The sequence below is a fragment of the Stutzerimonas sp. CXK-1 genome (genome assembly GCF_057738225.1).
This window is the reverse complement of sequence record NZ_CM173217.1, coordinates 2,567,530-2,589,652: the sequence shown is the minus strand read 5'-3', so window position 1 is coordinate 2,589,652 and position 22,123 is coordinate 2,567,530. Positions and strand designations below refer to the sequence as shown.

At 64.4% G+C, this 22,123-nt stretch carries 23 protein-coding genes; 22 read left to right on the top strand and 1 reads right to left on the bottom strand.

Annotated features, from left to right (window positions below):
* The 11 genes from AC0KXH_RS12125 (at position 1) to flhB (ending at position 9,157) form a co-directional block, all read left to right on the top strand.
* Positions 1-1,686 carry an ATP-binding SpoIIE family protein phosphatase gene (locus tag AC0KXH_RS12125; RefSeq protein ID WP_043220929.1) on the top strand — a complete coding sequence of 562 codons (1,686 nt, stop codon included), beginning with the start codon at positions 1-3 and terminating at the stop codon, positions 1,684-1,686.
* A 27-nt stretch (positions 1,687-1,713) separates the two neighbouring features.
* Entirely contained in the window at positions 1,714-2,064 is a 351-nt protein-coding gene (locus AC0KXH_RS12120) for an Hpt domain-containing protein (protein ID WP_041106462.1), read from the top strand.
* 61 nt (positions 2,065-2,125) lie between these two features.
* Positions 2,126-3,385 carry a flagellar hook-length control protein FliK gene (locus tag AC0KXH_RS12115; protein ID WP_488223466.1) on the top strand — a complete coding sequence of 420 codons (1,260 nt, stop codon included), beginning with the start codon at positions 2,126-2,128 and terminating at the stop codon, positions 3,383-3,385.
* Positions 3,386-3,702: 317 nt separating this feature from the next.
* Complete coding sequence (gene fliL, locus AC0KXH_RS12110; RefSeq protein WP_488223465.1) at positions 3,703-4,236, top strand: flagellar basal body-associated protein FliL; 534 nt, start codon at positions 3,703-3,705, stop codon at positions 4,234-4,236.
* Positions 4,237-4,248: 12 nt separating this feature from the next.
* Positions 4,249-5,220, top strand: a complete 972-nt coding sequence (gene fliM, locus AC0KXH_RS12105) for a flagellar motor switch protein FliM (protein WP_041106458.1) — start codon at positions 4,249-4,251, stop codon at positions 5,218-5,220.
* A gap of 33 nt (positions 5,221-5,253) precedes the next feature.
* Positions 5,254-5,733, top strand: coding sequence for a flagellar motor switch protein FliN (gene fliN / locus AC0KXH_RS12100; protein WP_041106456.1), 480 nt, complete (start codon positions 5,254-5,256; stop codon positions 5,731-5,733).
* Between the two features lie 2 nt (positions 5,734-5,735).
* Complete coding sequence (gene fliO / locus AC0KXH_RS12095) at positions 5,736-6,155, top strand: flagellar biosynthetic protein FliO (protein WP_043220925.1); 420 nt, start codon at positions 5,736-5,738, stop codon at positions 6,153-6,155.
* The gene (gene fliP, locus AC0KXH_RS12090) at positions 6,155-6,931 is read left to right on the top strand and encodes a flagellar type III secretion system pore protein FliP (protein WP_041106452.1); all 777 of its coding nucleotides are present in this window, start codon (positions 6,155-6,157) and stop codon (positions 6,929-6,931) included. The genes fliO and fliP overlap by 1 nt, the downstream gene beginning before the upstream one ends.
* A gap of 10 nt (positions 6,932-6,941) precedes the next feature.
* Entirely contained in the window at positions 6,942-7,211 is a 270-nt protein-coding gene (fliQ, locus tag AC0KXH_RS12085; RefSeq protein ID WP_043220922.1) for a flagellar biosynthesis protein FliQ, read from the top strand.
* A complete protein-coding gene (fliR, locus tag AC0KXH_RS12080; RefSeq protein ID WP_041106449.1) occupies positions 7,211-7,987 on the top strand; it encodes a flagellar biosynthetic protein FliR in 777 nt (258 codons plus the stop codon). The genes fliQ and fliR overlap by 1 nt, the downstream gene beginning before the upstream one ends.
* A gap of 33 nt (positions 7,988-8,020) precedes the next feature.
* Positions 8,021-9,157, top strand: a complete 1,137-nt coding sequence (gene flhB / locus AC0KXH_RS12075) for a flagellar biosynthesis protein FlhB (RefSeq protein ID WP_312763470.1) — start codon at positions 8,021-8,023, stop codon at positions 9,155-9,157.
* A 43-nt stretch (positions 9,158-9,200) separates the two neighbouring features.
* On the opposite strand, the gene sodC is transcribed toward flhB, so the two are convergent.
* On the bottom strand, positions 9,201-9,722 hold the full coding sequence (gene sodC / locus AC0KXH_RS12070; RefSeq protein ID WP_043220920.1) for a superoxide dismutase family protein: 522 nt from the start codon (positions 9,720-9,722) through the stop codon (positions 9,201-9,203).
* A gap of 163 nt (positions 9,723-9,885) precedes the next feature.
* Here sodC and flhA point away from each other — a divergent pair, with 163 nt between their 5' ends.
* The 11 genes from flhA to AC0KXH_RS12015 all read left to right on the top strand — a co-directional run bounded on the left by flhA (position 9,886) and on the right by AC0KXH_RS12015 (position 22,080).
* Entirely contained in the window at positions 9,886-12,006 is a 2,121-nt protein-coding gene (flhA, locus tag AC0KXH_RS12065) for a flagellar biosynthesis protein FlhA (protein WP_041106444.1), read from the top strand.
* 15 nt (positions 12,007-12,021) lie between these two features.
* Positions 12,022-13,305 carry a flagellar biosynthesis GTPase FlhF gene (gene flhF, locus AC0KXH_RS12060; protein ID WP_237144996.1) on the top strand — a complete coding sequence of 428 codons (1,284 nt, stop codon included), beginning with the start codon at positions 12,022-12,024 and terminating at the stop codon, positions 13,303-13,305.
* 85 nt (positions 13,306-13,390) lie between these two features.
* Positions 13,391-14,221: a flagellar synthesis regulator FleN gene (gene fleN / locus AC0KXH_RS12055; protein ID WP_043220914.1), complete on the top strand. Its 831-nt coding sequence runs from the start codon at positions 13,391-13,393 to the stop codon at positions 14,219-14,221.
* A gap of 17 nt (positions 14,222-14,238) precedes the next feature.
* The gene (gene fliA, locus AC0KXH_RS12050) at positions 14,239-14,964 is read left to right on the top strand and encodes an RNA polymerase sigma factor FliA (RefSeq protein ID WP_043220912.1); all 726 of its coding nucleotides are present in this window, start codon (positions 14,239-14,241) and stop codon (positions 14,962-14,964) included.
* A gap of 72 nt (positions 14,965-15,036) precedes the next feature.
* Entirely contained in the window at positions 15,037-15,411 is a 375-nt protein-coding gene (locus AC0KXH_RS12045; protein WP_173425371.1) for a chemotaxis response regulator CheY, read from the top strand.
* 23 nt (positions 15,412-15,434) lie between these two features.
* Entirely contained in the window at positions 15,435-16,229 is a 795-nt protein-coding gene (locus AC0KXH_RS12040) for a protein phosphatase CheZ (RefSeq protein ID WP_041106434.1), read from the top strand.
* Positions 16,230-16,241: 12 nt separating this feature from the next.
* On the top strand, positions 16,242-18,473 hold the full coding sequence (locus tag AC0KXH_RS12035; RefSeq protein ID WP_488223464.1) for a chemotaxis protein CheA: 2,232 nt from the start codon (positions 16,242-16,244) through the stop codon (positions 18,471-18,473).
* 44 nt (positions 18,474-18,517) lie between these two features.
* Positions 18,518-19,621 carry a protein-glutamate methylesterase/protein-glutamine glutaminase gene (locus AC0KXH_RS12030; protein WP_488223463.1) on the top strand — a complete coding sequence of 368 codons (1,104 nt, stop codon included), beginning with the start codon at positions 18,518-18,520 and terminating at the stop codon, positions 19,619-19,621.
* Between the two features lie 18 nt (positions 19,622-19,639).
* Positions 19,640-20,380: a flagellar motor protein gene (locus AC0KXH_RS12025; RefSeq protein WP_041106428.1), complete on the top strand. Its 741-nt coding sequence runs from the start codon at positions 19,640-19,642 to the stop codon at positions 20,378-20,380.
* 10 nt (positions 20,381-20,390) lie between these two features.
* Complete coding sequence (gene motD / locus AC0KXH_RS12020; RefSeq protein WP_224110088.1) at positions 20,391-21,206, top strand: flagellar motor protein MotD; 816 nt, start codon at positions 20,391-20,393, stop codon at positions 21,204-21,206.
* A gap of 85 nt (positions 21,207-21,291) precedes the next feature.
* Complete coding sequence (locus tag AC0KXH_RS12015; protein WP_041106424.1) at positions 21,292-22,080, top strand: ParA family protein; 789 nt, start codon at positions 21,292-21,294, stop codon at positions 22,078-22,080.
* The last annotated feature ends 43 nt before the right edge of the window (positions 22,081-22,123 follow it).

Here is a 22,123-nt window from a genome sequence, read left to right as displayed (position 1 = left end):
ATGAGCAGCGGGCTGACCATTCTGGTTGCCGAGGACAGCCCGGTCGATCGCATGCTGCTGTCGACCATCGTCTCGCGACAGGGCCATCGCGTACTGACGGCAGCCAATGGCCTGGAGGCGGTCGCGCTATTCGAGCAGGAGCGCCCGCAGCTGGTCTTGATGGATGCGTTGATGCCGGTGATGGACGGCTTCGATGCGGCCCGCACGATCAAGACGCTGGCCGGCGACGAGCTGGTGCCGATCATCTTTCTCACCTCGCTGAGCGAGAACGAGGCGCTGGTGCGCTGCCTCGAGGCGGGCGGCGACGACTTCATCGCCAAGCCCTACAACCCGATCATTCTCGAAGCCAAGATCAAGGCGCTGCATCGTCTGCGTCGCCTGCAGGCCACGGTGCTGGAGCAGCGCGACCTGATCGCCCGGCGTAACCAGCAGTTGCTCGACGAACAGCGCGCCGCCAAGGCGATCTTCGACAAGGTCGCGCATGCCGGCTGTCTGGGGATTCCGAACATCCGCTATCGGCAGTCACCGCGGGCACTGTTCAACGGCGATCTGCTGCTGGCGGCGCAGGCGCCGGCCGGGCACATGTTCGTCCTGCTCGGCGACTTCACCGGGCACGGCCTGCCGGCCGCGATCGGTGCGATGCCCCTGGCCGAAACCTTCTACGGCATGACTGCCAAGGGGCACTCTAGCGGCGACATCCTGCGCGAGCTGAACGCCAAGCTGAAGCTCATTCTGCCGGTTGAGATGTTCTGCTGTGCGGCGCTGCTGGACATCGACTTCGATCGTCGCGTCCTGCGCGTCTGGAATGGCGGGTTACCGGACGGCTACCTGGTTCACGCCGACGGCTCGCGCACCGCGCTGCGCTCGCGTCATCTGCCGCTTGGCGTGCTCCCGGCGGCGAAGTTCGACAGTCATTGCGAGACGTTGCCGCTGCTGGATGGGGATCGGCTGCTGCTGCTGTCCGATGGCGTGGTGGAAAGTCGCAACGCCCGCGACGAACTCTTTGGCGAAGCGCGGCTGCTCGAGCTGCTCGACAGCGCCGCGCCGGATCGGCTGTTCGATCACATCGAGCAGGCGCTGGCCGCGTTTCACGGCCAGGCCCAGGACGACGTGAGCCTGGTCGAAGTCAGCCTGGGTGAGGTTCCCCTGCGTGGCGGCGCGTTCTCGACGCTGGCCGCCACGGCCCCTCGTGCGATCGATTGGTCGGCGCAATTCGAATTGCGTGCCGACAGCCTGCGCACGTCCAACCCATTGCCGTTGCTGTTGCAGGTGCTGCTGCAAACGCCACAGCTGCGACCGCGCGCCGGCGAGGTCTACTCGGTGCTGGCCGAGCTCTACTCCAACGCGTTGGAGCATGGTGTGCTGGCCCTGGATTCGGCGATCAAGCGCGACGCCGAAGGCTTCGCGCGCTATTACGAGCTGCGCCGCCAGCGCCTTGCCGAACTGGCCAGCGGCTGCATCCAGCTGAGCCTGGCAGTGTGCAGCGATGAGCAGGGTGGGCGGTTGCGCATTGGCGTGCGCGACAGTGGCAGCGGCTTCGACGTCGCGCGGGTGCTGGACGACAGCCATAGCCCGGCGGGGTTGGGCGGCCGCGGCCTGCGCCTGGTTCGGCAACTGAGCGACGCGCTCTACGCGACCGCCGACGGTGCCTTGAACGTGGAGTTTCGCTGGGGCGCTCATGCATAATCGCGCCTTTGCCTGAAGGAGGTGCCAGTGGCAGACGAGCATCTGGACAGCGCTGTCCTGGCCACCCTGCAGGACGTGATGGAGGCCGAGTATCCGGTATTGCTGGATACCTTTCTCATCGACTCGCAGGATCGCCTGCGCACCATCCAGGATGCCCTGGCTCAGGGTGAGGGCGAAGCCTTGCGGCGCGCCGCGCACAGCTTCAAGGGCAGTTGCAGCAACCTGGGTGCGCTGCGCCTGGCCGAGCTCTGCTTCGAACTCGAGGAAATCGCCCGGCAAGGCGCGCTCGAACAGGCGGCGGTCTGCGTCGAGCGAATCGAGCGTGAGTTTGCGATCGTCGGCATTCTCTTTCGTGCCGAGCGTCAGCGATTCGCCTGATTGGCAGCTGGCGCGAAACTTGCTCTGACTCGGCTGTAATACTCTGCGAGCGTAACCCGCCATGGCCGTTTCCCCGGATTTCCTGCTGCAAACCTCGACCCTCGATGCGCGACCGAAGGCACCTGCACGTACCTCGGAAGCTTCCCGCGAGCCCGCGGATAACGGGCGTTCCAGCTTTTCCGACGTGTATGCCCGTGAACGTCAGGCCAAGCCGGCCGAGCGCCCGGCTGCGCCGGCGCGCCGCGAAGCGGACAAGCCCGCCGAGACGCGTGAAGCGGCAAAAGGCGAAAGCGTCGAAAAGCCGACGGTTGCCGAGAGCGGCAAACCCTTGCCTGCCGACGAACAGCCGTCGCCGGATGAGCCGGTGGCCGAAGGTGAGCTCGATCCGCTGCTGTTGTTCGGGCTTGGCGGCGGGCAGCTGCCAGTCGAGGACGCGGCGTCAGAAACAGCCGAGGACGCTGCCTCGGACGTCCTGACAGAGCCCGAGGGGCTCTTTGCCAGCCCGACCTTGCAGGCGCCGGTGCTCACCGATGCCGGCGCGCCCGAAGGCGAGGCGGCGCTGAACGTCGGCCTGCAGGTCGACGCCCAAGGCAAGAAAGCGATGGTGCCTGGCGGCGTGCAGCCCGCCGACCTGAGCGCTGGCACGGGTGAGGCGGTCGAGGCCGAAAGCGTGCTCGAAGAGGCGGCCCTGAAGGGTGAGACAACACCGGAAGAGCAGGCGGGCAGCTTCGCCGAGCTGCTCGAAAGCGCCGAAGGCCCGAAAGAATCGCGCCAGAGCGCTGGCGAGCCGAACGCACCGCGTTTCTCGGCCGCCGCGGCCCAGGTCGCCAACCCCCAGCCCGTGGCGCAGGCCGCGCGGCCAATGCTGGTCCCCGGGCAGCCGGTACAGATGCATCAGGCCGGTTGGAGCGAGGCCGTGGCCGACCGGGTGATGTGGCTGTCGAGCCAGAACCTGCAGTCCGCGGAAATCCAGCTGGACCCGGCTGAGCTCGGGCGCATGGAAGTGCGCATCGACATGAATCGTGACCAGGCGCAGATCACCTTCCTCAGCCCGCATGCCGGTGTGCGCGATGCGCTGGAAGGCCAGATGCAGCGGCTACGCGACATGTTCGACCAGCAGGGCCTCGGGCTGATGAACGTCAACGTCTCCGACCAGTCACTGTCGCGCGGCTGGCAGGGCCGTGAACAGGGCGAGGCGACCGCGGGGCGCGGCGGCGCTGGCGGAGCGGCGGCGGACGACAGCGAGGTTGTGCTCGGCAGCAGCGAAGTTTCCGCCAATCGGGCGGCTGGCAATCGCGGGCTGGTCGACTACTACGCCTGATCTCCCGCGCCCGGCGCAGCGCGTGGCGTGCCCGCTCGCTTGCGCCGCCGCTGTGCCGTCGCGCCACGCGCCTGCCTGAGCGCCCATCGCGGCCCGCATCGGGGCCTTCGCCACTCCAGGGCGCGTGCCCGGCCCGAACTCCGCGCTTTTCCGCTTGCCTCCGGCGTCGAGCGGCGCGAGCCTTGTCCCGCTCCAACGGCCTCATGGCCTGACACCTCGGCGAGGCGCGACTGGCAGGTGGCTCTGGTCACTTGGCACAGCAGTTGCTCCTTGCGTTGGCAACCGAGCTCACACGAGCAAGATGACGGAATTTTGGCATGGCAAAGAAACCGGTACCCCCAGGACCGCCGATTCCCGGCGCCGAAGAGGCAGGCGGCGGCAAGGGCAAGCTCAAACTGATCATCGCCATCGCCGTGGCGTTTCTGCTGGCCATCGGCCTGTCGATCGGCGGAACGCTGTTCTTCCTCGGTCGCGACGCCGACGAGCCGAAGGCGGAGGCCGAGCAGGCCACTACCACGCCGGCGGGCAAGGCGCCAGCGATCTATGAATCGCTGATGCCGGCATTCGTGGTCAACTTCAATCACAACGGGCGCCAGCGCTACATGCAGGTGAGCGTCGCACTGATGTCACGCGATCAAGTGGCGCTCGATGCACTCAAACAACATATGCCGCTGCTGCGCAATCGCCTGGTGATGCTCTTCTCCGGCCAGGATTTCGCCACGCTGATGACGCCCGTCGGCAAGGAGATGCTGCGGCAGCAGGCAACCAGTACCGTGCAGGAACTGGCACAGAAGGAAATCGGCAAGCTTGCCGTCGAGCAAGTGCTGTTCACCAACTTCGTACTGCAATAGAAGGCCCGGCGCATGGCTGTTCAAGACCTGCTTTCGCAAGACGAGATCGATGCACTGCTGCATGGCGTCGACGACGGTCTGGTGGATACCGAGAGCGACGCTGAACCGGGTTCGATCAAGAGCTACGACCTCACCAGCCAGGACCGTATCGTCCGCGGCCGGATGCCGACGCTGGAAATGATCAACGAGCGCTTCGCCCGTTACACCCGCATCAGCATGTTCAACCTGTTACGGCGCTCGGCCGACGTGTCGGTCGGCGGTGTGCAGGTCATGAAATTCGGCGAGTACGTGCATTCGCTGTATGTGCCGACCAGCCTCAATCTGGTGAAGATGAAGCCGCTGCGCGGCACGGCGCTGTTCATCCTGGACGCCAAGCTGGTGTTCAAGCTGGTGGACAACTTCTTCGGCGGCGACGGTCGTCACGCCAAGATCGAGGGCCGCGAGTTCACCCCGACCGAGCTGCGCGTGGTGCGCATGGTGCTCGATCAGGCCTTCAACGACCTCAAGGAAGCCTGGCACGCGGTGCTGGATGTCAATTTCGAGTACATCAACTCGGAGGTGAACCCGGCGTTGGCGAACATCGTCAGTCCCAGTGAGGTGGTGGTGGTCTCGACCTTCCACATCGAACTGGACAGCGGTGGCGGTGACCTGCACGTGACCATGCCATATTCGATGATCGAGCCGATCCGCGAGATGCTCGACGCCGGCTTCCAGTCCGATGTCAGCGACCAGGACGAGCGCTGGGTCAAGGCGCTGCGCGAGGACATCCTGGATGTCAACGTGCCGCTCGGCGCGACCGTGGTGCGGCGTCAGCTCAAGCTGCGCGACATCCTGAACATGCAGCCCGGCGACGTCATTCCGGTCGATATGCCGGAGGAGATGATCATGCGCGCCAATGGCATGCCGGCCTTCAAGGTCAAGCTGGGCGCACACAAGGGCAACCTGGCTCTGCAGGTGCTCGAACCCGTGCAGCGTCCGCGCTGACGGTCAAACCATTTGTAGCCTCGAGGAACCGCGATGGCAGACGAACACGACAACACTTCCCCCGAGGAACAGGCGCTGGCCGACGAATGGGCCGCAGCCCTGGCTGAAGCCGGCGACGCCAGCCAGGATGACATCGATGCCCTGCTCAACCAGGGTGGGGCGCCCGCGGCGGCGGCCCCGGCTGCGCCGCGCGCGCCGCTGGAGGATTTCGACAATCCGCCGAAGTCCAACGGCCCGCAGCTCGGTCTCGAAGGGCCGAACCTGGATGTGATCCTCGACATTCCGGTCTCCATTTCCATGGAAGTGGGCAGCACCGAAATCAGCATCCGCAACCTGCTGCAGCTCAACCAGGGCTCGGTGGTCGAGCTCGACCGCCTGGCGGGCGAGCCGCTGGATGTGCTGGTCAACGGCACGCTCATCGCGCACGGCGAGGTGGTGGTTGTGAACGAGAAGTTCGGCATTCGCCTGACGGACGTGATCAGCCCCACCGAACGCATCAAGAAGCTGCGCTGACCATGCGTGCGTTTGGCGTTCTCGCGCTGTTGTTCAGCCTGTCGGCCGCCGCGGCCGAGCCGGCGAGCGGCATGACCAGTACCGACATGGGCGCCCAACTGGGCAAGCTGCTGCTCGGATTGTTGCTCGTCATCGGCCTGATCTTCCTGCTTGCCTGGCTGCTGCGCCGGGTGCAGCAACTCAATCCGCGCGGGCCGCAGGCGATCAAGCTGATCTCCAGCCAGGCGCTGGGGCCACGCGAGCGGCTGGTGCTGGTGCAGGTTGGCGGCGAGCAGGTGCTGATCGGCCTCGCCGGTGGACGCATCACCCCGCTGCACGTGCTCAAGGAGCCGGTGCTGATGCCGGATGCCGAGCCGGCCAATCCCGAATTCGCCCAGCGGCTGATGGACTTGCTGGGCAAGGACAACAAGGACAAGAGCTGATGCTGCGCATATTGCTGACGGTGCTGCTGTTGACCGTCGCACCCCTGACGCTGGCGCAGGATGCCGGAGGGCTGATCGGTCGCGGCGACAATCCCTTGTCGATTCCCGCCATTACCCTGAGCACCGACGCGCAGGGCCAGCAGGAATACTCGGTCAGCCTGCAGATCCTGCTGATCATGACGGCGCTGAGCTTCATTCCGGCGTTCGTCATGCTGATGACGAGCTTCACGCGGATCATCATCGTCTTCTCGATCCTGCGGCAGGCGCTGGGCCTGCAGCAGACACCGTCGAACCAGATTCTCATCGGGCTGACGCTGTTTCTGACGCTGTTCGTCATGGCGCCGGTGTTCGACCGCATCAATCGCGAGGCGCTGCAGCCCTATCTGGCCGAACAGCTGCCGGCGCAGGACGCGATCGCGCGCGCCGAAGTGCCGATCAAGGCCTTCATGCTGGCGCAGACGCGCGAGAGCGACCTGGACCTGTTCATGCGCCTGTCCAAGCGCACCGATATCCCGAGCCCCGAGGCGGCGCCATTGACCATCCTGGTGCCGGCGTTCGTCACCTCGGAGCTGAAGACCGCCTTTCAGATCGGCTTCATGATCTTCATTCCCTTCCTGATCATCGACATGGTCGTCGCCAGCGTGCTGATGGCGATGGGCATGATGATGCTGTCGCCGCTGATCATTTCGCTGCCGTTCAAGATCATGTTGTTCGTCTTGGTCGATGGCTGGGGGCTGATTATCGGCACCCTGGCCGGCAGCTTCGGCACCCTGTAGGAGCCCTCCGATGACCCCAGAAGTCGCAGTGGACATATTTCGTGAAGGCCTCTGGATGACCGCCGTGATCGTGGGCGTGCTGGTGGTGCCGAGCCTTGTGGTCGGGCTGGTGGTGGCGATGTTTCAGGCTGCCACGCAGATCAACGAGCAGACCCTGAGCTTCCTGCCGAGGTTGTTGGTGATGTTGCTGACGCTGATCTGGGCCGGGCCCTGGCTGGTGCGTGAGCTGATGGAGTACACGCAGAACCTGATCACCAACATCCCGCTGATCATCGGCTGATGCTCGAACTGTCCGACGCGCAGATCGGCGCCTGGGTGGCGCAGTTCATGCTGCCGCTCTTTCGCGTCGGCGCGTTGCTGATGAGTATGCCGATCATCGGAACGCAGCTGGTCCCGGTACGTATCCGCCTGTATCTGGCAATGGCGATCACCCTGGTGATCGCACCGAGCCTGGGGCCGATGCCCGAGGTGGAGGCGCTGAGCCTGCGCGCGATGCTGCTGATCGCCGAGCAGATTCTCATCGGGGTCATGCTCGGCTTCGTCCTGCAGCTGTTCTTTCACCTGTTCATCGTTGCCGGCCAGCTCTTGGCGATGCAGATGGGGCTCGGTTTCGCATCCATGGTCGATCCGGCCAATGGCATCTCGGTGCCGGTGCTTGGCCAGTTCTTCAACATGCTGGTGATCCTGCTGTTCCTGGCGATGAACGGGCACCTGGTGGTGTTCGAGATTCTCACGGAGAGCTTTGTCACCTTGCCGGTCGGGACGGGGTTGTCGACCAATCACTACTGGGAGGTCGCCAGCAAGCTCGGCTGGGTGCTGGGCGCGGGATTGTTGCTGGTCTTGCCGGCCATCACCGCGCTGCTGGTGATCAACCTGGCATTCGGCCTGATGACCCGGGCAGCGCCGCAGCTCAACATCTTTTCCATCGGTTTCCCGCTGACCCTGGTGCTCGGTCTGATCGTCGTCTGGATCGGCATGGCCGATATCCTGGCGCAGTACCAGACTTTCGTGGGCGAGGCGCTGCAGATGCTGCGCGAACTGGTAGGGCTGCGCTGATGAGGCGCGCGCCGAGCAGGGTGGAGGTCGCTGATGGCCGAGAATGAAAACGGCGCGGACAAGAGCGAAGAGCCAACAGAGAAACGCCTGCGCGAGTCACGCGAGAAAGGGCAGATCGCCCGCTCCCGCGAGCTGAGCACCGTGGCGGTGACTGTCGGTGGCATCGGTGGGCTGCTGGCCTCCGGCGGCGGTCTGGCGCAGGCGTTGATGACGCTGATGCGTGGCAGTTTCGAGCTGAACCGCGAAACGCTGTTCGACCAGGGCAGCATGGTCTTGCTGCTGCTCTCGGGCGGCTCGCTCGCGCTCAAGGCGGTGCTGCCGCTGCTGCTGGTCCTGCTGATCGCATCCATTGCCGGCCCCATCGCCCTGGGCGGCTGGCTGTTCTCGGCCAAGGCCATGGCGCCGCAGTTCAGCCGGATGAATCCTGCATCGGGCCTGAAGCGGATGTTCTCCACCAAGGCCCTGGTGGAGCTGCTCAAGGCATTGGCCAAGTTTTCCGTGGTGTTGCTCGTCGCGCTGGCGGTGCTGTCCGCCTACGAGGAGGATCTCTTGTCGATCGCCAAGCAGCCGCTCGATCTGGCGATCATGCACAGCGTGGAGGTGGTCGGCTGGAGCGCCTTGTGGATGGCTTGCGGGCTGATTCTCATCGCTGCAGTGGATGTGCCGTTCCAGCTCTGGGATCACAAGCAGAAGCTGATGATGACCAAGCAGGAGGTCAAGGACGAATACAAGGATTCCGAAGGCAAGCCCGAGGTGAAGTCACGCATTCGCCAGTTGCAGCGTGACGCGGCGCAGCGGCGCATGATGCAGGCAGTACCTGAGGCCGACGTGGTGATCACCAACCCGACCCACTTCGCCGTGGCGCTGAAGTACGACGCCGACAAGAGCGGCGCACCGATGCTGGTAGCCAAGGGTGGCGACTTCCTGGCGCTGAAGATCCGCGAGATCGCGCAGGAACACCGGGTGACGGTGCTGGAGTCGCCGGCCCTGGCGCGTGCCGTGTTCTACTCGACCGAGGTCGACCAGGAAATCCCGGCCGGACTCTACCTGGCAGTGGCGCAAGTGCTGGCCTACGTCTATCAGCTGCGTCAGTACCAGGCGGGCAGGGCGCGGCGCCCGGCGCCGCTGAACGATCTGCCGATTCCGCCGGATCTGCGCCGCGACGCCTGATCGCAGCTAGGCGAGGCCGGCGTTCGCCGGCCTCTGGCGGGGCTTATTTGATCAAACCGCAGGCAACGCGGGCACCGCCGCCGCCCAGCGGTTGCGGATGGTCGGCATGGTTGTCGCCGCCCTGGTGCACCATCAGAGCCAGGCCCTTGATGTCGCCGAGGCTCTTGAGTCGCGGTGCGAGCACCGGCTGCTTGGCTGTGCCGCCGCTCTCGACGTAGAGCGCCGGCAGGTCGCCCATATGGCCGTCGCCCCAGGGCTCGCCGTGCTTGCCCGTGTTCTTCGGATCCCAGTGGCCGCCTGCCGCGCCGGCCGGCGTGGTCTTGCCGTCGATCTCGGCCGTTTCGCAACTGCCCTTGGCGTGGATGTGGAAGCCGTGCACGCCGGGTTGCAGGTCCGACAGCTGCGGGCGGAACACCAGGCCGTAGTCGCTGGTTTCGATGCTGACCTGGCCGACCGACTTGCCGACGCCATCGGCGCCGACGGCGTTCATCTGCACGTTGAGCGTTTCAGCCTGCGCCGCTGCGGCCACGCAGCTGGCCAGAGCGGCGATGATCCACTTGTTCATGGCGGTCTCCTTCTTCGGTTCGGGTTGTGTGGATGCAAGTCAGCGTGTGACTGCCGTTTGGGCGACGGGTTCGCCCGCTGCACCTGAGTTGGACCCCTTCTTGCTATAGCCGGGGCAGAGCGTTTCGTCGCGTCAATTTTTCTCTGTTTCGCTGGGGGCCACGTTGGATCGCACGCAACTGATCAATATGCGCAACAGCCTGACCGGTGTCGGCCGCGGCAACCTGGGGGTGCCGCTGCTGCTGCTGGTGATGCTGGGCATGATGATGCTGCCGGTGCCGCCGTTCCTGCTGGACGTGCTGTTCACCTTCAACATCGCATTGTCCATCGTCGTGCTGCTGGTCAGCGTCTATGCGTTGCGGCCGCTGGATTTCGCGGTCTTCCCGACGGTGCTGCTGGTCGCCACCCTGCTGCGCCTGGCCTTGAACGTCGCCTCGACGCGGGTGGTGCTGATCCACGGACACGACGGCGGCAGTGCCGCAGGCCATGTGATCGAGGCCTTCGGCAACGTGGTGATCGGCGGTAACTACGTCGTCGGTATCGTGGTGTTCGCGATCCTGATGATCATCAACTTCGTGGTGGTCACCAAGGGTGCCGGGCGTATCTCCGAGGTCAGCGCGCGCTTCACCCTCGATGCCATGCCGGGCAAGCAGATGGCGATCGACGCCGACCTCAACGCCGGGTTGATCGACCAGGCCGAAGCCAAGAAGCGGCGCGCCGAGGTCTCTTCGGAGGCGGACTTCTACGGATCGATGGATGGTGCCAGCAAGTTCGTCCGCGGTGATGCCATCGCCGGCCTGCTGATTCTCTTCATCAACCTGCTCGGTGGCATGGGCATCGGTATGGCCCAGCACGGCATGAGCTTTGCCGAGGCCGGCCAGGTCTACGCGCTGCTGACCATTGGTGACGGCCTGGTGGCGCAGATTCCGTCGCTGCTGCTGTCCACCGCAGCGGCGATCATGGTGACGCGGGTCACCAGCTCCGAGGACATGGGCCAGCAGGTCAATCGGCAGATGTTCTCTTCGCCCAAGGCGCTGGCGGTGTCGGCGGCAATTCTGATCGCCATGGGTCTGGTGCCGGGCATGCCGCATTTTTCCTTCGTCGGGCTCGGTGCCCTGGCTGCGGCCGGTGCGTACTGGATCTGGTATCGCCAGAAGCGCACGGAGAAGCAAGCCGAGCAGGAGGTGCAGAAGCAGCAGGAGATGTTGCCGGCCCAGCGCGCCACCGAAGCCAAGGAGCTTGGCTGGGATGACGTCACGCCCGTCGACATGGTCGGGCTGGAGGTGGGCTACCGCCTGATCCCGCTGGTCGATCGCAACCAGGGTGGGCAGTTGCTCGGGCGCATCAAGGGCGTACGCAAGAAGCTGTCGCAGGATCTGGGCTTTCTCATGCCGTCGGTGCACATCCGTGACAACCTCGACCTGATGCCCAACGCTTACCGGCTGACCCTGATGGGGGTCAGCCTGGCCGAAGCCGAGGTCTATCCGGACCGGGAGCTGGCAATCAACCCCGGGCAGGTGTTCGGTCCGCTCAATGGTATCGCCGCCAAGGATCCGGCCTTCGGCCTGGAGGCGGTCTGGATCGAGGGCAGTCAGCGCGACCAGGCTCAATCGCTTGGCTACACGGTGGTCGATGCCAGCACGGTGATTGCTACGCACCTGAACCAGGTGCTCTACAAGCATGCTCACGAACTGCTGGGGCATGAAGAGGTCCAGCAGTTGCTGCAGCTGCTGGCCAAGAGTTCGCCCAAGCTCGCCGAGGAGCTGGTGCCGGGCATGGTGTCGTTGTCTACGCTGCTCAAGGTGCTGCAGACGCTGCTGCAGGAGCAGGTGCCGGTTCGTGACATTCGCACCATTGCCGAGGCCATCGCCAATGTCGCCGGCAAGAGTCAAGATCCCGCCGCGATGGTCGCGGCAGTGCGTGTCGCGCTGTCGCGTGCAATCGTGCAGAACGTGGTGGGACTAGAGCCGGAGCTGCCTGTCATCACGCTCGAGCCCCGGTTGGAACAGATATTGCTCAACAGTCTGCAGAAGGCCGGACAGGGTGCCGAAGATGGCATCCTGCTGGAGCCGGGAATGGCCGAAAAGTTGCAACGCTCCCTTGTGGAGGCCGCGCAGCGTCAAGAAATGCTCGGCAAGCCGGCGATTCTCCTGGTGGCGGGTCCGGTTCGTGCGATGCTCTCGCGCTTCGCGCGGCTCGCGGTGCCGAACATGCATGTGTTGGCCTACCAGGAAATTCCGGACAACAAGCAGGTCACCATCGTTTCGACGGTGGGACAGAATTAATCGAGGGTGCAGGCCATGCAGGTCAAACGTTTCTTCGCCGCCGATATGCGCATCGCCATGAAGATGGTTCGCGACGAGCTGGGCGCCGATGCCGTGATCATCGGCAACCGGCGCGTGGCCGGCGGCGTGGAGCTGACGGCTGTGCTCGATTATCCGGTGCAGGCCGCGCCCGAAGCGAAGAAGCCCAATCCCGCGCTCGAAGCCGAGCTGCGCAAGACGCAGACGCGCATCGCCACCGCGCACGCAGAGCTCTCCGGCGCCCGGCCGCAGCCGGCGCAGAATCGTCAACTGCTTGACGAGCCCAAACCGGCGCCGGCACCCGAGCCGGTGTCGAACGGCGCGGCGCCGGCGCTCGACAGCCGGGCCATCGAGAGCATGTACAGCGAGCTGCAGGGGCTGCGTGAGCTGATCGAAGTACAGCTCGGCTCCATCGCCTGGGGCCAGGAGCAGAGCCGTCGCCCGCAGCAGGCCAGCCTCTGGCGCCGCCTGCAGCGCGTCGGCCTGCCGGCCGAGCTGTCGCGCAGCCTGCTGGAAAAAGTCTCCACCGTCAGTGATCCGCGGCAGGCCTGGCGCATGCTGCTGGCGCACCTGGCGCAGTCGATCAAGGTCAGCAAGAACGAGCCGCTGGAAGAGGGTGGCGTGATTGCCCTGGTCGGCCCGGCAGGCGTCGGCAAAACCACCACCCTGGCCAAGCTGGCCGCGCGCTACGTGCTCAAGCACGGCGCGCAGAGCATTGCCCTGGCGAGCATGGACAACTATCGCATCGGCGCACAGGAGCAGCTCAAGACGCTGGGGCGAATCCTCGACGTGCCGGTGGTGCAGATCGATCCCGCCAAGCCGTTGGCCAGCTCGCTGGCGTCGCTGGCACGCAAGCGGGTCATCCTTATCGATACCGCCGGCCTTCCGGCCAGCGATCCGACCCTGCGTCAGCAGCTGGCCGCGCTGTCGGACCGAGGCGTGAAGTCACGCAATTATCTGGTACTGGCCGCGACCAGCCAGAGCCAGGTGCTCAAGGCGGCGTGGCACAACTATCGTCGCTGCGGCCTGAGTGGCTGCATCCTGACCAAGCTGGACGAGGCTGGTTCGCTCGGTGATGTGCTGGGGCTCACGATCAGCCAGCATTTGCCGATAGCCTACCTGGCCGACGGGCCGCGTATTCCGGACGACCTGCATCTGCCGCGCAGCCACCAACTGGTCAGTCGCGCTGTCAGTTTGCAGTCGGACGAAGAGCCGAGCGAGGAAACCATGGCGGACATGTTCGCCGGCTTGTACAACGAATCGTCGCGGCGGGCGGGTTGAGCGCGCGCTGGCAATCGAATAAACCTGATGCGTCCGCAAGGCGCATCGTCGGCCCCTTGGGCCTGCTACATATGGGCGTTTGAAGATGGGTATGCATCCCGTACAGGTGATTGCGGTGACCGGCGGCAAAGGTGGCGTCGGCAAGACCAATGTGTCGGTCAATCTGGCACTGGCCCTGGCCGATCTCGGTCGCCGCGTCGTATTGCTCGACGCCGACCTCGGCCTGGCCAACGTCGATGTGCTGCTGGGTTTGACCAGCAAACGCACGCTGGCCGATGTGATCGCCGGTGAGTGCGACCTGCGTGACGTGCTCATCCAGGGGCCAGGCGGCATCCGCATCGTGCCGGCCGCCTCCGGTACCCAGAGCATGGTCCAGCTCTCGACCCTGCAGCATGCCGGTCTGATCCAGGCCTTCAGCGAGCTGGGCGATGAGCTCGATGTGCTGATCATCGACACCGCCGCCGGTATCGGCGATGCCGTGGTGAGCTTCGTGCGTGCCGCCCAGGAAGTCTTGTTGGTGGTCACCGATGAGCCGACGTCCATCACCGACGCCTATGCGCTGATCAAGCTGCTCAATCGCGACTACGGCATCAGCCGCTTCCGTGTGCTGGCCAACATGGCCCACGCGCCGCAGGAAGGCCGCAACCTGTTCGCCAAGCTGACCAAGGTCACCGAGCGATTTCTCGATGTCGCGCTGCAATATGTCGGCGCGATTCCCTACGATGAGTCGGTGCGCAAGGCCGTGCAGAAGCAGCGCGCCGTCTACGATGCCTATCCTCGGGCGAAGTCCTCGCTGGCGTTCAAGGCCATTGCGCAGAAGGTCGATACCTGGCCATTGCCTGCCACCCCGCGTGGGCACCTGGAGTTCTTCGTCGAGCGACTGATCAATCCAGGCACTGCCGGGAACCACGAATGAAAACTGCCGGATCCGCTATGTATTACAGCAAGGCACACGAAAAGGATGCGCAATATCGCCTGATCGATCAGTACGCCCCGCTGGTCAAGCGCATCGCCTACCACCTGCTGGCCCGCCTTCCGGCGAGCGTGCAGGTCGACGACCTCATCCAGGCAGGGATGATCGGGCTGCTGGAAGCGGCAAAGAAATACGACTCGGGCAAGGGCGCCAGCTTTGAAACCTACGCCGGCATCCGCATCCGCGGCACCATGCTCGACGAGGTGCGCAAGGGCGACTGGGCGCCCCGTTCGGTGCACCGCAACTCGCGCATGGTCAGCGAGGCGATCCGCGGCATCGAAGCCAGAACCGGGCGTGACGCTAAAGATCACGAGGTTGCGGCCGAACTTAAGTTGAGCCTCGACGAGTACTACGGGATTCTGGGCGATACGCTTGGCAGCCGGCTTTTCAGCTTCGACGATCTGCTGCAGGAAGGCGAGCACGGCGAACTGAACGAGGATGCCGGCAGCGCGCACCCGGAACCCTTCCGCGACCTCGAAGACGAGCGTTTTCAGCAGGCCCTGGCCGATGCCATCGCCAATCTGCCCGAGCGGGAAAAGCTGGTGCTGTCGCTGTATTACGACGAAGAGCTGAATTTGAAAGAAATCGGTCAAGTGCTGGGCGTCAGCGAATCGCGCGTAAGCCAGCTGCATAGCCAGTGTGCCGCGCGTCTGCGGGCGCGCCTTGGCGAGTGGCGTGCCGCCTGATCGACTGTATTGCTGCGAGACGTGCTCGGTTGCCGAGATTTTGGAATTACGGAGGTCGACTTGGACAAGAACATGAAAATCCTCATCGTCGATGACTTCTCGACGATGAGACGCATCATCAAGAACCTCTTGCGTGATCTGGGGTTCACCAATACGGCCGAGGCCGACGACGGCACCACGGCCTTGCCGATGCTCAAGAGCGGCAGTTTCGATTTTCTGGTGACTGACTGGAACATGCCCGGCATGAGCGGCATCGACCTGCTGCGCCAGGTGCGTGCCGATGAGCGCCTCAAGCATCTGCCGGTACTGATGGTCACCGCTGAAGCCAAGCGCGATCAGATCATCGAAGCGGCCCAGGCCGGGGTCAACGGCTATGTGGTCAAGCCCTTCACCGCCCAGGTGCTCAAGGAAAAGATCGAGAAGATCTTCGAGCGCGTCAACGGCTGAAGCAGCAACGCCGCGAGGGCACTATGACGCAAGCAGATCAAAGCCTGGCAGAGTTCGAAGCGACTCTGAAGGCCAACGCCCCCAAGTTGATTGAAAGCCTGCAGCAGGGTCGTTTCGACGAAGCGACGCAGATGTTCAATGAGCTCAGCCAGGCGCGCAACCACAGCCTTTATCAGGAAGTCGGCAAGCTCACCCGCGAGCTGCACAACGCCATCGTCAAGCTCGAGATGGATACCTGTGCCACTGGCGGCGATCCGTCACCGATCACCGATGCCACCGACCGGCTCTCCTATGTCGTGGAAATGACCGAGAAGGCCGCCAATCGCACCATGGACCTGGTGGAGGAGTCCGCGCCGCTGGTCAACTACGTGAGCTACGAGGCCCAGAGCCTGACGGCGGACTGGCAGCGCTTCATGCGCCGCGAAATGGACGCCGACCAGTTCCGCAGCCTGGTCAAGCGCATCGACCAGTACCTCAAGCGCAGCATGAACGACGGCAGCCTGTTGTCGCAGAACCTGAGCGAAATCATGCTTGCCCAGGACTTCCAGGATCTGACCGGACAGGTCATCAAGCGCGTCACCCGACTGATCACCGAGCTCGAAAGCAACCTGCTCAATCTCGTCTTGATGGCGGGCCAGGTGGACCGTGTTGCAGGCATCCAGCATGACCGCGATGCCATGCGCGCCGAGCAAGAGAAGAAAAAACAAGAAAAATCACCGTCCAACGGTGAAGGTCCGCAGATGCATGCCGATAAGCGTGAGGACGTCGTGTCGGGACAGGACGACGTGGATGATCTGCTTTCGAGCCTGGGTTTTTAGGGGAACAGGAATATGAGCTTCGACGCCGATGAAGAAATTCTCCAGGACTTCCTGGTAGAGGCCGGCGAGATTCTCGAATTATTGTCTGAGCAGCTGGTGGAGCTGGAAAGCAGCCCCGATGACATGGCCCTGCTCAATGCGATCTTTCGCGGGTTCCACACCGTCAAGGGCGGCGCAGGCTTTCTGCAGCTGCACGAGCTGGTCGAGTGCTGCCACGTTGCCGAAAACGTCTTCGATACGCTACGCAAGGGCGAGCGCCGCGTAGATTCCGAGCTGATGGACGTAGTGCTGCAGGCCCTGGACTCGGTCAACGCCATGTTCAATCAGGTCCGCGAGCGCGTCGAGCCGACCCCGGCATCGCCCGAGCTGCTGGCCGCGCTGTCGCGGCTGGCCGAGCCGGCAGGCGCCGAAGAGGCCGCACCGGCGGCCGAACCTGCTCCCGAGCCGGTCGTAGCGGCTGCCGAGGACTCGGTAGATAACGAGTACGAGCAGCTGCTCGATGCGATCCAGGCGCCGGCGGCCGAGCCGACGGCCGAGTCGGGCGCAGCTCCTGATGAGATCACTGACGACGAATTCGAAGCGCTGCTCGACCAGCTGCACGGCAAGGGCAGCTTCAGTGGCGCTTCCGAGGCCGCGCCGGCTGGCACGGCGCCCGCTGCCGCAGCCCCCGAGCCGGCATCCGACGAGATCACCGACGACGAATTCGAAGCGTTGCTCGACCAGCTGCATGGCAAGGGGCAGTTCGCCCCGGACGCTGAAAAGCCGGCCGCGCAGCCAGGCAAGCCGGTCGAACAACCGGTTGCAGCCGCGAGCGAAGCCACCGGCGGCGAGCACATCACCGACGACGAATTCGAGGCGCTGCTCGATCAGCTGCACGGCAAGGGCAAGTTCGAGCCTGCCAGCGCGAGTTCCAGCGCCGCCGAGGCGACGCCGCCAGCGGCACCGGCCAAGCCCGCGGAAAAAGCCACCAAGCCGGCGGCGGCCAAGGCGCCGGCGGCTGCTCCGACACGCGCCGAGGCACCAGCCCGTGGCACGCCTGCCGCGGCGAGCGCCACGGCGGAGAAACCGGCCAGCGAAGCGGAAACCACCGTGCGGGTCGATACCGCACGCCTGGACGAAATCATGAACATGGTCGGCGAGCTGGTGCTGGTGCGTAACCGCCTGGTACGCCTGGGTGCCAGCAGTGGCGACGAAGCCATGGCCAAGGCCGTGTCCAATCTCGACGTGGTGACGGCCGATCTGCAGAGCGCGGTGATGAAGACGCGCATGCAGCCGATCAAGAAGGTATTCGGTCGCTTCCCGCGCCTGGTCCGCGACCTGGCGCGCAGCCTGAAGAAAGAGATCAACCTCGAGCTGGTCGGTGAAGAGACCGACCTCGACAAGAACCTGGTCGAAGCGCTGGCCGATCCGCTCGTGCACCTGGTGCGCAACGCGGTCGACCACGGCATCGAGACTCCCGAGGATCGCGAAGCCGCAGGCAAGCCGCGCACCGGCCGGGTAGTGTTGTCCGCCGAGCAGGAGGGTGACCACATCCTGCTGATGATCACCGACGACGGCAAGGGAATGGACGCCAATGTCCTGCGCGCCAAAGCTGTCGAAAAGGGCATGCTGGACAAGGATGCCGCCGATCGCCTGAGCGATCTGGAATGCTACAACCTGATCTTCGCCCCGGGCTTCTCGACCAAGACCGAGATTTCCGATGTGTCCGGCCGCGGGGTCGGCATGGACGTGGTGAAGACCAAGATTTCCCAGCTCAATGGCACGGTGAACGTCTTCTCGACCAAGGGGCAGGGCTCGAAGGTCGTGATCAAGGTGCCGCTGACGCTGGCGATCATGCCCACGCTGATGGTCATGCTTGGCAACCAGGCATTCGCCTTCCCGCTGGTCAACGTCAACGAGATCTTCCACCTCGACCTGTCGCGTACCAACGTGGTCGATGGCCAGGAAGTCATCATCGTCCGGGACAAGGCGCTGCCGCTGTTCTACCTCAAGCGTTGGCTGGTGCACGGGGCGGCGGACGAGGAGCAGGGCGAGGGGCATGTCGTCATTCTCAGCGTCGGCAACCAGAGCATCGGTTTTGTCGTCGACCAGCTCGTCGGGCAGGAGGAGGTGGTGATCAAGCCGCTGGGCAAGATGCTGCAGGGCACGCCTGGCATGTCCGGCGCCACGATTACCGGCGACGGACGCATTGCGCTCATCCTCGATGTTCCCAGCATGCTCAAGCGCTACGCGCGTAGGGCCTGATCAGTAGGGCGGGGGTCTGCGGACCACCGCCGCTAGGAGTGTTTATGGCAGTCAAGGTCCTGGTGGTGGACGACTCCGGCTTCTTTCGCCGGCGCGTCACCGAAATCCTCTCATCGGACCCCGCAATTCAGGTCGTCGGCACCGCGAACAACGGCCGTGAAGCCATCGACCAGACGATGGCACTCAAGCCCGACGTCATCACCATGGATTACGAGATGCCGATGATGGACGGCATCACCGCGGTACGTCAGATCATGCAGCGTTGTCCGACGCCGGTCCTGATGTTCTCCTCGCTGACGCACGAGGGCGCGCGCGTCACGCTCGATGCGCTGGATGCCGGCGCCGTCGACTACCTGCCGAAGAACTTCGAGGACATCTCGCGCAACCCGGAAAAGGTCAAGCAGCTGCTCTGCGAGAAGGTGCACACCGTCTCGCGCAGCAATCGGCGCTACAGCGGCCTGGCCCACTCCAGCCATGCTGCGCCGATGCCGGCTGCGCGCAGCTCGAGTTTTTCTACGTCTGCCGCAAGCCCGGCGCGCAGCGCCAGCGCTGCGCCGGGCGCGACTGCCGCGAGCCCGAAGCGCAAGGCCTACAAGCTGGTTGCCATTGGAACTTCGACGGGTGGGCCGGTGGCGCTGCAGCGCGTGTTGACTCAGTTGCCGTCCAGCTTCCCGGCCCCGATCGTGCTGATCCAGCATATGCCGGCGGCCTTCACCAAGGCGTTCGCCGATCGCCTCGACAAGCTCTGCAAGATTCGCGTCAAGGAAGCCGAAGACGGTGACCTGCTGCGTCCGGGGCTCGCGTTGCTGGCGCCAGGCGGCAAGCAGATGATGGTCGATGGGCGTGGCTGTGTGCGCATCCTGCCCGGCGACGAGCGGCTGAATTACAAACCCTGCGTGGACGTGACCTTCGGCTCGGCCGCCAAGGCCTATCACGACAAGGTTCTGGCCGTGGTGCTGACCGGCATGGGCGCCGATGGTCGTGAGGGAGCGCGCCTGCTCAAGCAGAGCGGCAGCCAGGTCTGGGCGCAGGATGAGGCAAGCTGCGTGATCTATGGCATGCCGATGGCCATCGTCAAGGCGAACCTCAGCGATGCCGTGTACGGCCTCGACGACATCGGGCGCCATCTGTCCGAGGCCTGCATCTAGATGAAGGCGGTTCTCTAGATGGATGTGCTCAGCCTTATCGGGCTGACCCTCGCGTTTGTTGCCATCGTCGGTGGCAATTTTCTCGAAGGGGGGCATGTCTCGGCGTTGCTCAACGGGCCAGCGGCACTGATCGTGATCGGCGGCACGCTCGGCGCGGTCCTGCTGCAAACCCCGGTGGCGGTGTTCATGCGCGCGGTGAGCATGGTCGGCTGGATCTTCTTTCCGCCGCGGATCGACATGATCGGCGGCATTTCCCAGGTGACCGGCTGGAGCAATACCGCGCGCAAGGAAGGATTGCTCGGCCTCGAGCCGGTGGCGGAAACCGAAGCCGATCCCTTTGCGCGCAAGGGACTGCAGCTGCTGGTCGACGGCGCGGAACCGGAAGTCATCCGCGGCGTGTTGGAGGTCGATCTGTACACGCAGGAGGCACGTGACCTGCGTGCCGCGAAGGTCTACGAGAGCATGGGCGGCTATGCGCCGACCATCGGCATCATTGGCGCGGTCATGGGCCTGATCCATGTCATGGGCAACCTGGCAGACCCGAGCCAGCTGGGTAATGGCATTGCGGTCGCCTTTGTCGCCACGATCTATGGGGTGGGCATGGCCAACCTGTTGCTGCTGCCTATCGGCAACAAGCTCAAGAGCCTTGTGCAGCGCCAGACGACCTACCGTGAAATGCTGCTCGAAGGCGTGCTGTCCATCGCCGAAGGCGAAAACCCGCGTTCCATCGAGATGAAGCTGCAAGGCTTCATCGACTGAGGCGATCACCATGCCACGCCGTCGCGCTGCCGAGGAACACGAAAACCACGAACGCTGGCTGGTGTCCTACGCGGACTTCATCACCCTGCTGTTCGCCTTCTTCGTGGTCATGTACGCGATCTCGTCGGTCAACGAGGGCAAGTACAAGATCCTTTCCGAGTCGCTGGTTGGCGTGTTCAATCAGCCGGATCGCGCGGTCAAGCCGATTCCGATCGGCGAAGAGCGCCCGCGTACCACCGACCCGGCACGCTCGCAGGTCGATCAGCCCTCGGGTGATTCGCTGCTCGACCAGACTGCTTCCGATCCGCTGCAGAACATTGCTCGAAGCATGCGCGAGGCCTTTGGCGACCTGATCGCCAAGGAGCAATTGACCGTTCGTGGCAACGAGCTATGGGTGGAAATCGAGCTCAATTCGAGCCTGCTGTTTCCCAGTGGCGATGCGATTCCCAACAACGCAGCCTTTGCCTTGATCGAGAAGGTCGCCGCCATCCTGGCCCCCTACGAAAACCCGGTGCACGTCGAAGGCTTCACCGACAACCTGCCGATCGCGACCGCCAAGTATCCGACCAACTGGGAGCTGTCGGCTGCGCGCGCGAGCAGCATCGTGCGCATGCTGGCGGCCGACGGTGTGGCGCCGCAACGGCTTGCCGCGGTTGGCTATGGGGAGTTCCAGCCCGCGGTATCGAACGATACGGTCGAAGGGCGAGCGCGCAATCGACGGGTCGTGCTGGTGGTTTCGCGCAATCTGGACGTGCGTCGCAGCGTGGCGGGCATGGGCAGCAATGGCCGAAGTGGCATGCAAACTGCACCTGCGGCAGGCAGGTAGGCGCCCGATGGCGCGTTCGTCAATTCATCGTCGTTGCTTGCAGACCGTGAACGTCGGTCTGGTCTGAACCGGGTGGAACACTGAAATGAGAGTCTGGGCAGTAGCCAATCAGAAAGGCGGAGTCGGCAAGACCACGACTTCCGTGGCCCTTGCTGGTCTGCTCGCCGATTCCGGCAAGCGGGTCGTCGTGCTCGACCTGGATCCGCATGGCTCGATGACCAGCTATTTCGGCCACGATCCGGACAACCTGGAGCACAGCGTCTTCGATCTGTTCCAGCATCAGGGCACGGTGCCCGAAGGATTACCGTGGCAGTTGCTGCTATCCACCAGCCATGAACGCATATCGCTGCTGCCGTCGAGCACGGTGTTGGCCACCCTGGAACGTCAGTCGCCAGGCCAGAACGGCCTGGGCCTGGTCATCGCCAAGAGTCTGTCGCAGATGTGGCAGGACTTCGATTACGCGATCATCGACAGCCCGCCGTTGCTTGGCGTGCTGATGGTCAACGCGCTCGCCGCGAGCCAGCAGCTGATCATTCCGGTACAGACCGAATTTCTTGCCATGAAGGGCCTGGAGCGGATGGTCGGCACGCTGGCGATGATCAATCGTTCGCGACGCCAGCCGCTGCCCTACGTCATCGTTCCGACACTCTTCGATCGCCGGACGCAGGCGTCGATGAATACGCTCAAGGTGCTGCGAGCGGGCTACGAAGAGAATCTGTGGCCGGCATTCATTCCGGTCGATACCCGCCTGCGTGATGCCAGCCGTGCCGGCGTCACGCCTTCGCAGTTCGATCCCGGCAGCCGGGCCGTACTCGCCTACAAGGCGCTGCTCAAGCATCTGCTGGCGCGCCAGGCGTCGCCGCAGGTGGCCTGACGTGTCGACGAACTGCCTTGCGCCTCGCTCAAGTTCGCCGCGC

What these genes read in the sequence shown, in the direction of transcription:
- AC0KXH_RS12125 (WP_043220929.1), top strand. Translation starts at nt 1, where the DNA reads ATGAGCAGCGGGCTGACCATTCTGGTTGCCGAGGACAGCCCGGTCGAT.
- AC0KXH_RS12115 (WP_488223466.1), top strand. Translation starts at nt 2,126, where the DNA reads ATGGCCGTTTCCCCGGATTTCCTGCTGCAAACCTCGACCCTCGATGCG.
- fliL (WP_488223465.1), top strand. Translation starts at nt 3,703, where the DNA reads ATGGCAAAGAAACCGGTACCCCCAGGACCGCCGATTCCCGGCGCCGAA.
- fliM (WP_041106458.1), top strand. Translation starts at nt 4,249, where the DNA reads ATGGCTGTTCAAGACCTGCTTTCGCAAGACGAGATCGATGCACTGCTG.
- fliN (WP_041106456.1), top strand. Translation starts at nt 5,254, where the DNA reads ATGGCAGACGAACACGACAACACTTCCCCCGAGGAACAGGCGCTGGCC.
- fliO (WP_043220925.1), top strand. Translation starts at nt 5,736, where the DNA reads ATGCGTGCGTTTGGCGTTCTCGCGCTGTTGTTCAGCCTGTCGGCCGCC.
- fliP (WP_041106452.1), top strand. Translation starts at nt 6,155, where the DNA reads ATGCTGCGCATATTGCTGACGGTGCTGCTGTTGACCGTCGCACCCCTG.
- fliQ (WP_043220922.1), top strand. Translation starts at nt 6,942, where the DNA reads ATGACCCCAGAAGTCGCAGTGGACATATTTCGTGAAGGCCTCTGGATG.
- fliR (WP_041106449.1), top strand. Translation starts at nt 7,211, where the DNA reads ATGCTCGAACTGTCCGACGCGCAGATCGGCGCCTGGGTGGCGCAGTTC.
- flhB (WP_312763470.1), top strand. Translation starts at nt 8,021, where the DNA reads ATGGCCGAGAATGAAAACGGCGCGGACAAGAGCGAAGAGCCAACAGAG.
- sodC (WP_043220920.1), bottom strand. Translation starts at nt 9,722, where the DNA reads ATGAACAAGTGGATCATCGCCGCTCTGGCCAGCTGCGTGGCCGCAGCG.
- flhF (WP_237144996.1), top strand. Translation starts at nt 12,022, where the DNA reads ATGCAGGTCAAACGTTTCTTCGCCGCCGATATGCGCATCGCCATGAAG.
- fleN (WP_043220914.1), top strand. Translation starts at nt 13,391, where the DNA reads ATGGGTATGCATCCCGTACAGGTGATTGCGGTGACCGGCGGCAAAGGT.
- fliA (WP_043220912.1), top strand. Translation starts at nt 14,239, where the DNA reads ATGTATTACAGCAAGGCACACGAAAAGGATGCGCAATATCGCCTGATC.
- AC0KXH_RS12045 (WP_173425371.1), top strand. Translation starts at nt 15,037, where the DNA reads ATGAAAATCCTCATCGTCGATGACTTCTCGACGATGAGACGCATCATC.
- AC0KXH_RS12040 (WP_041106434.1), top strand. Translation starts at nt 15,435, where the DNA reads ATGACGCAAGCAGATCAAAGCCTGGCAGAGTTCGAAGCGACTCTGAAG.
- AC0KXH_RS12035 (WP_488223464.1), top strand. Translation starts at nt 16,242, where the DNA reads ATGAGCTTCGACGCCGATGAAGAAATTCTCCAGGACTTCCTGGTAGAG.
- AC0KXH_RS12030 (WP_488223463.1), top strand. Translation starts at nt 18,518, where the DNA reads ATGGCAGTCAAGGTCCTGGTGGTGGACGACTCCGGCTTCTTTCGCCGG.
- AC0KXH_RS12025 (WP_041106428.1), top strand. Translation starts at nt 19,640, where the DNA reads ATGGATGTGCTCAGCCTTATCGGGCTGACCCTCGCGTTTGTTGCCATC.
- motD (WP_224110088.1), top strand. Translation starts at nt 20,391, where the DNA reads ATGCCACGCCGTCGCGCTGCCGAGGAACACGAAAACCACGAACGCTGG.
- AC0KXH_RS12015 (WP_041106424.1), top strand. Translation starts at nt 21,292, where the DNA reads ATGAGAGTCTGGGCAGTAGCCAATCAGAAAGGCGGAGTCGGCAAGACC.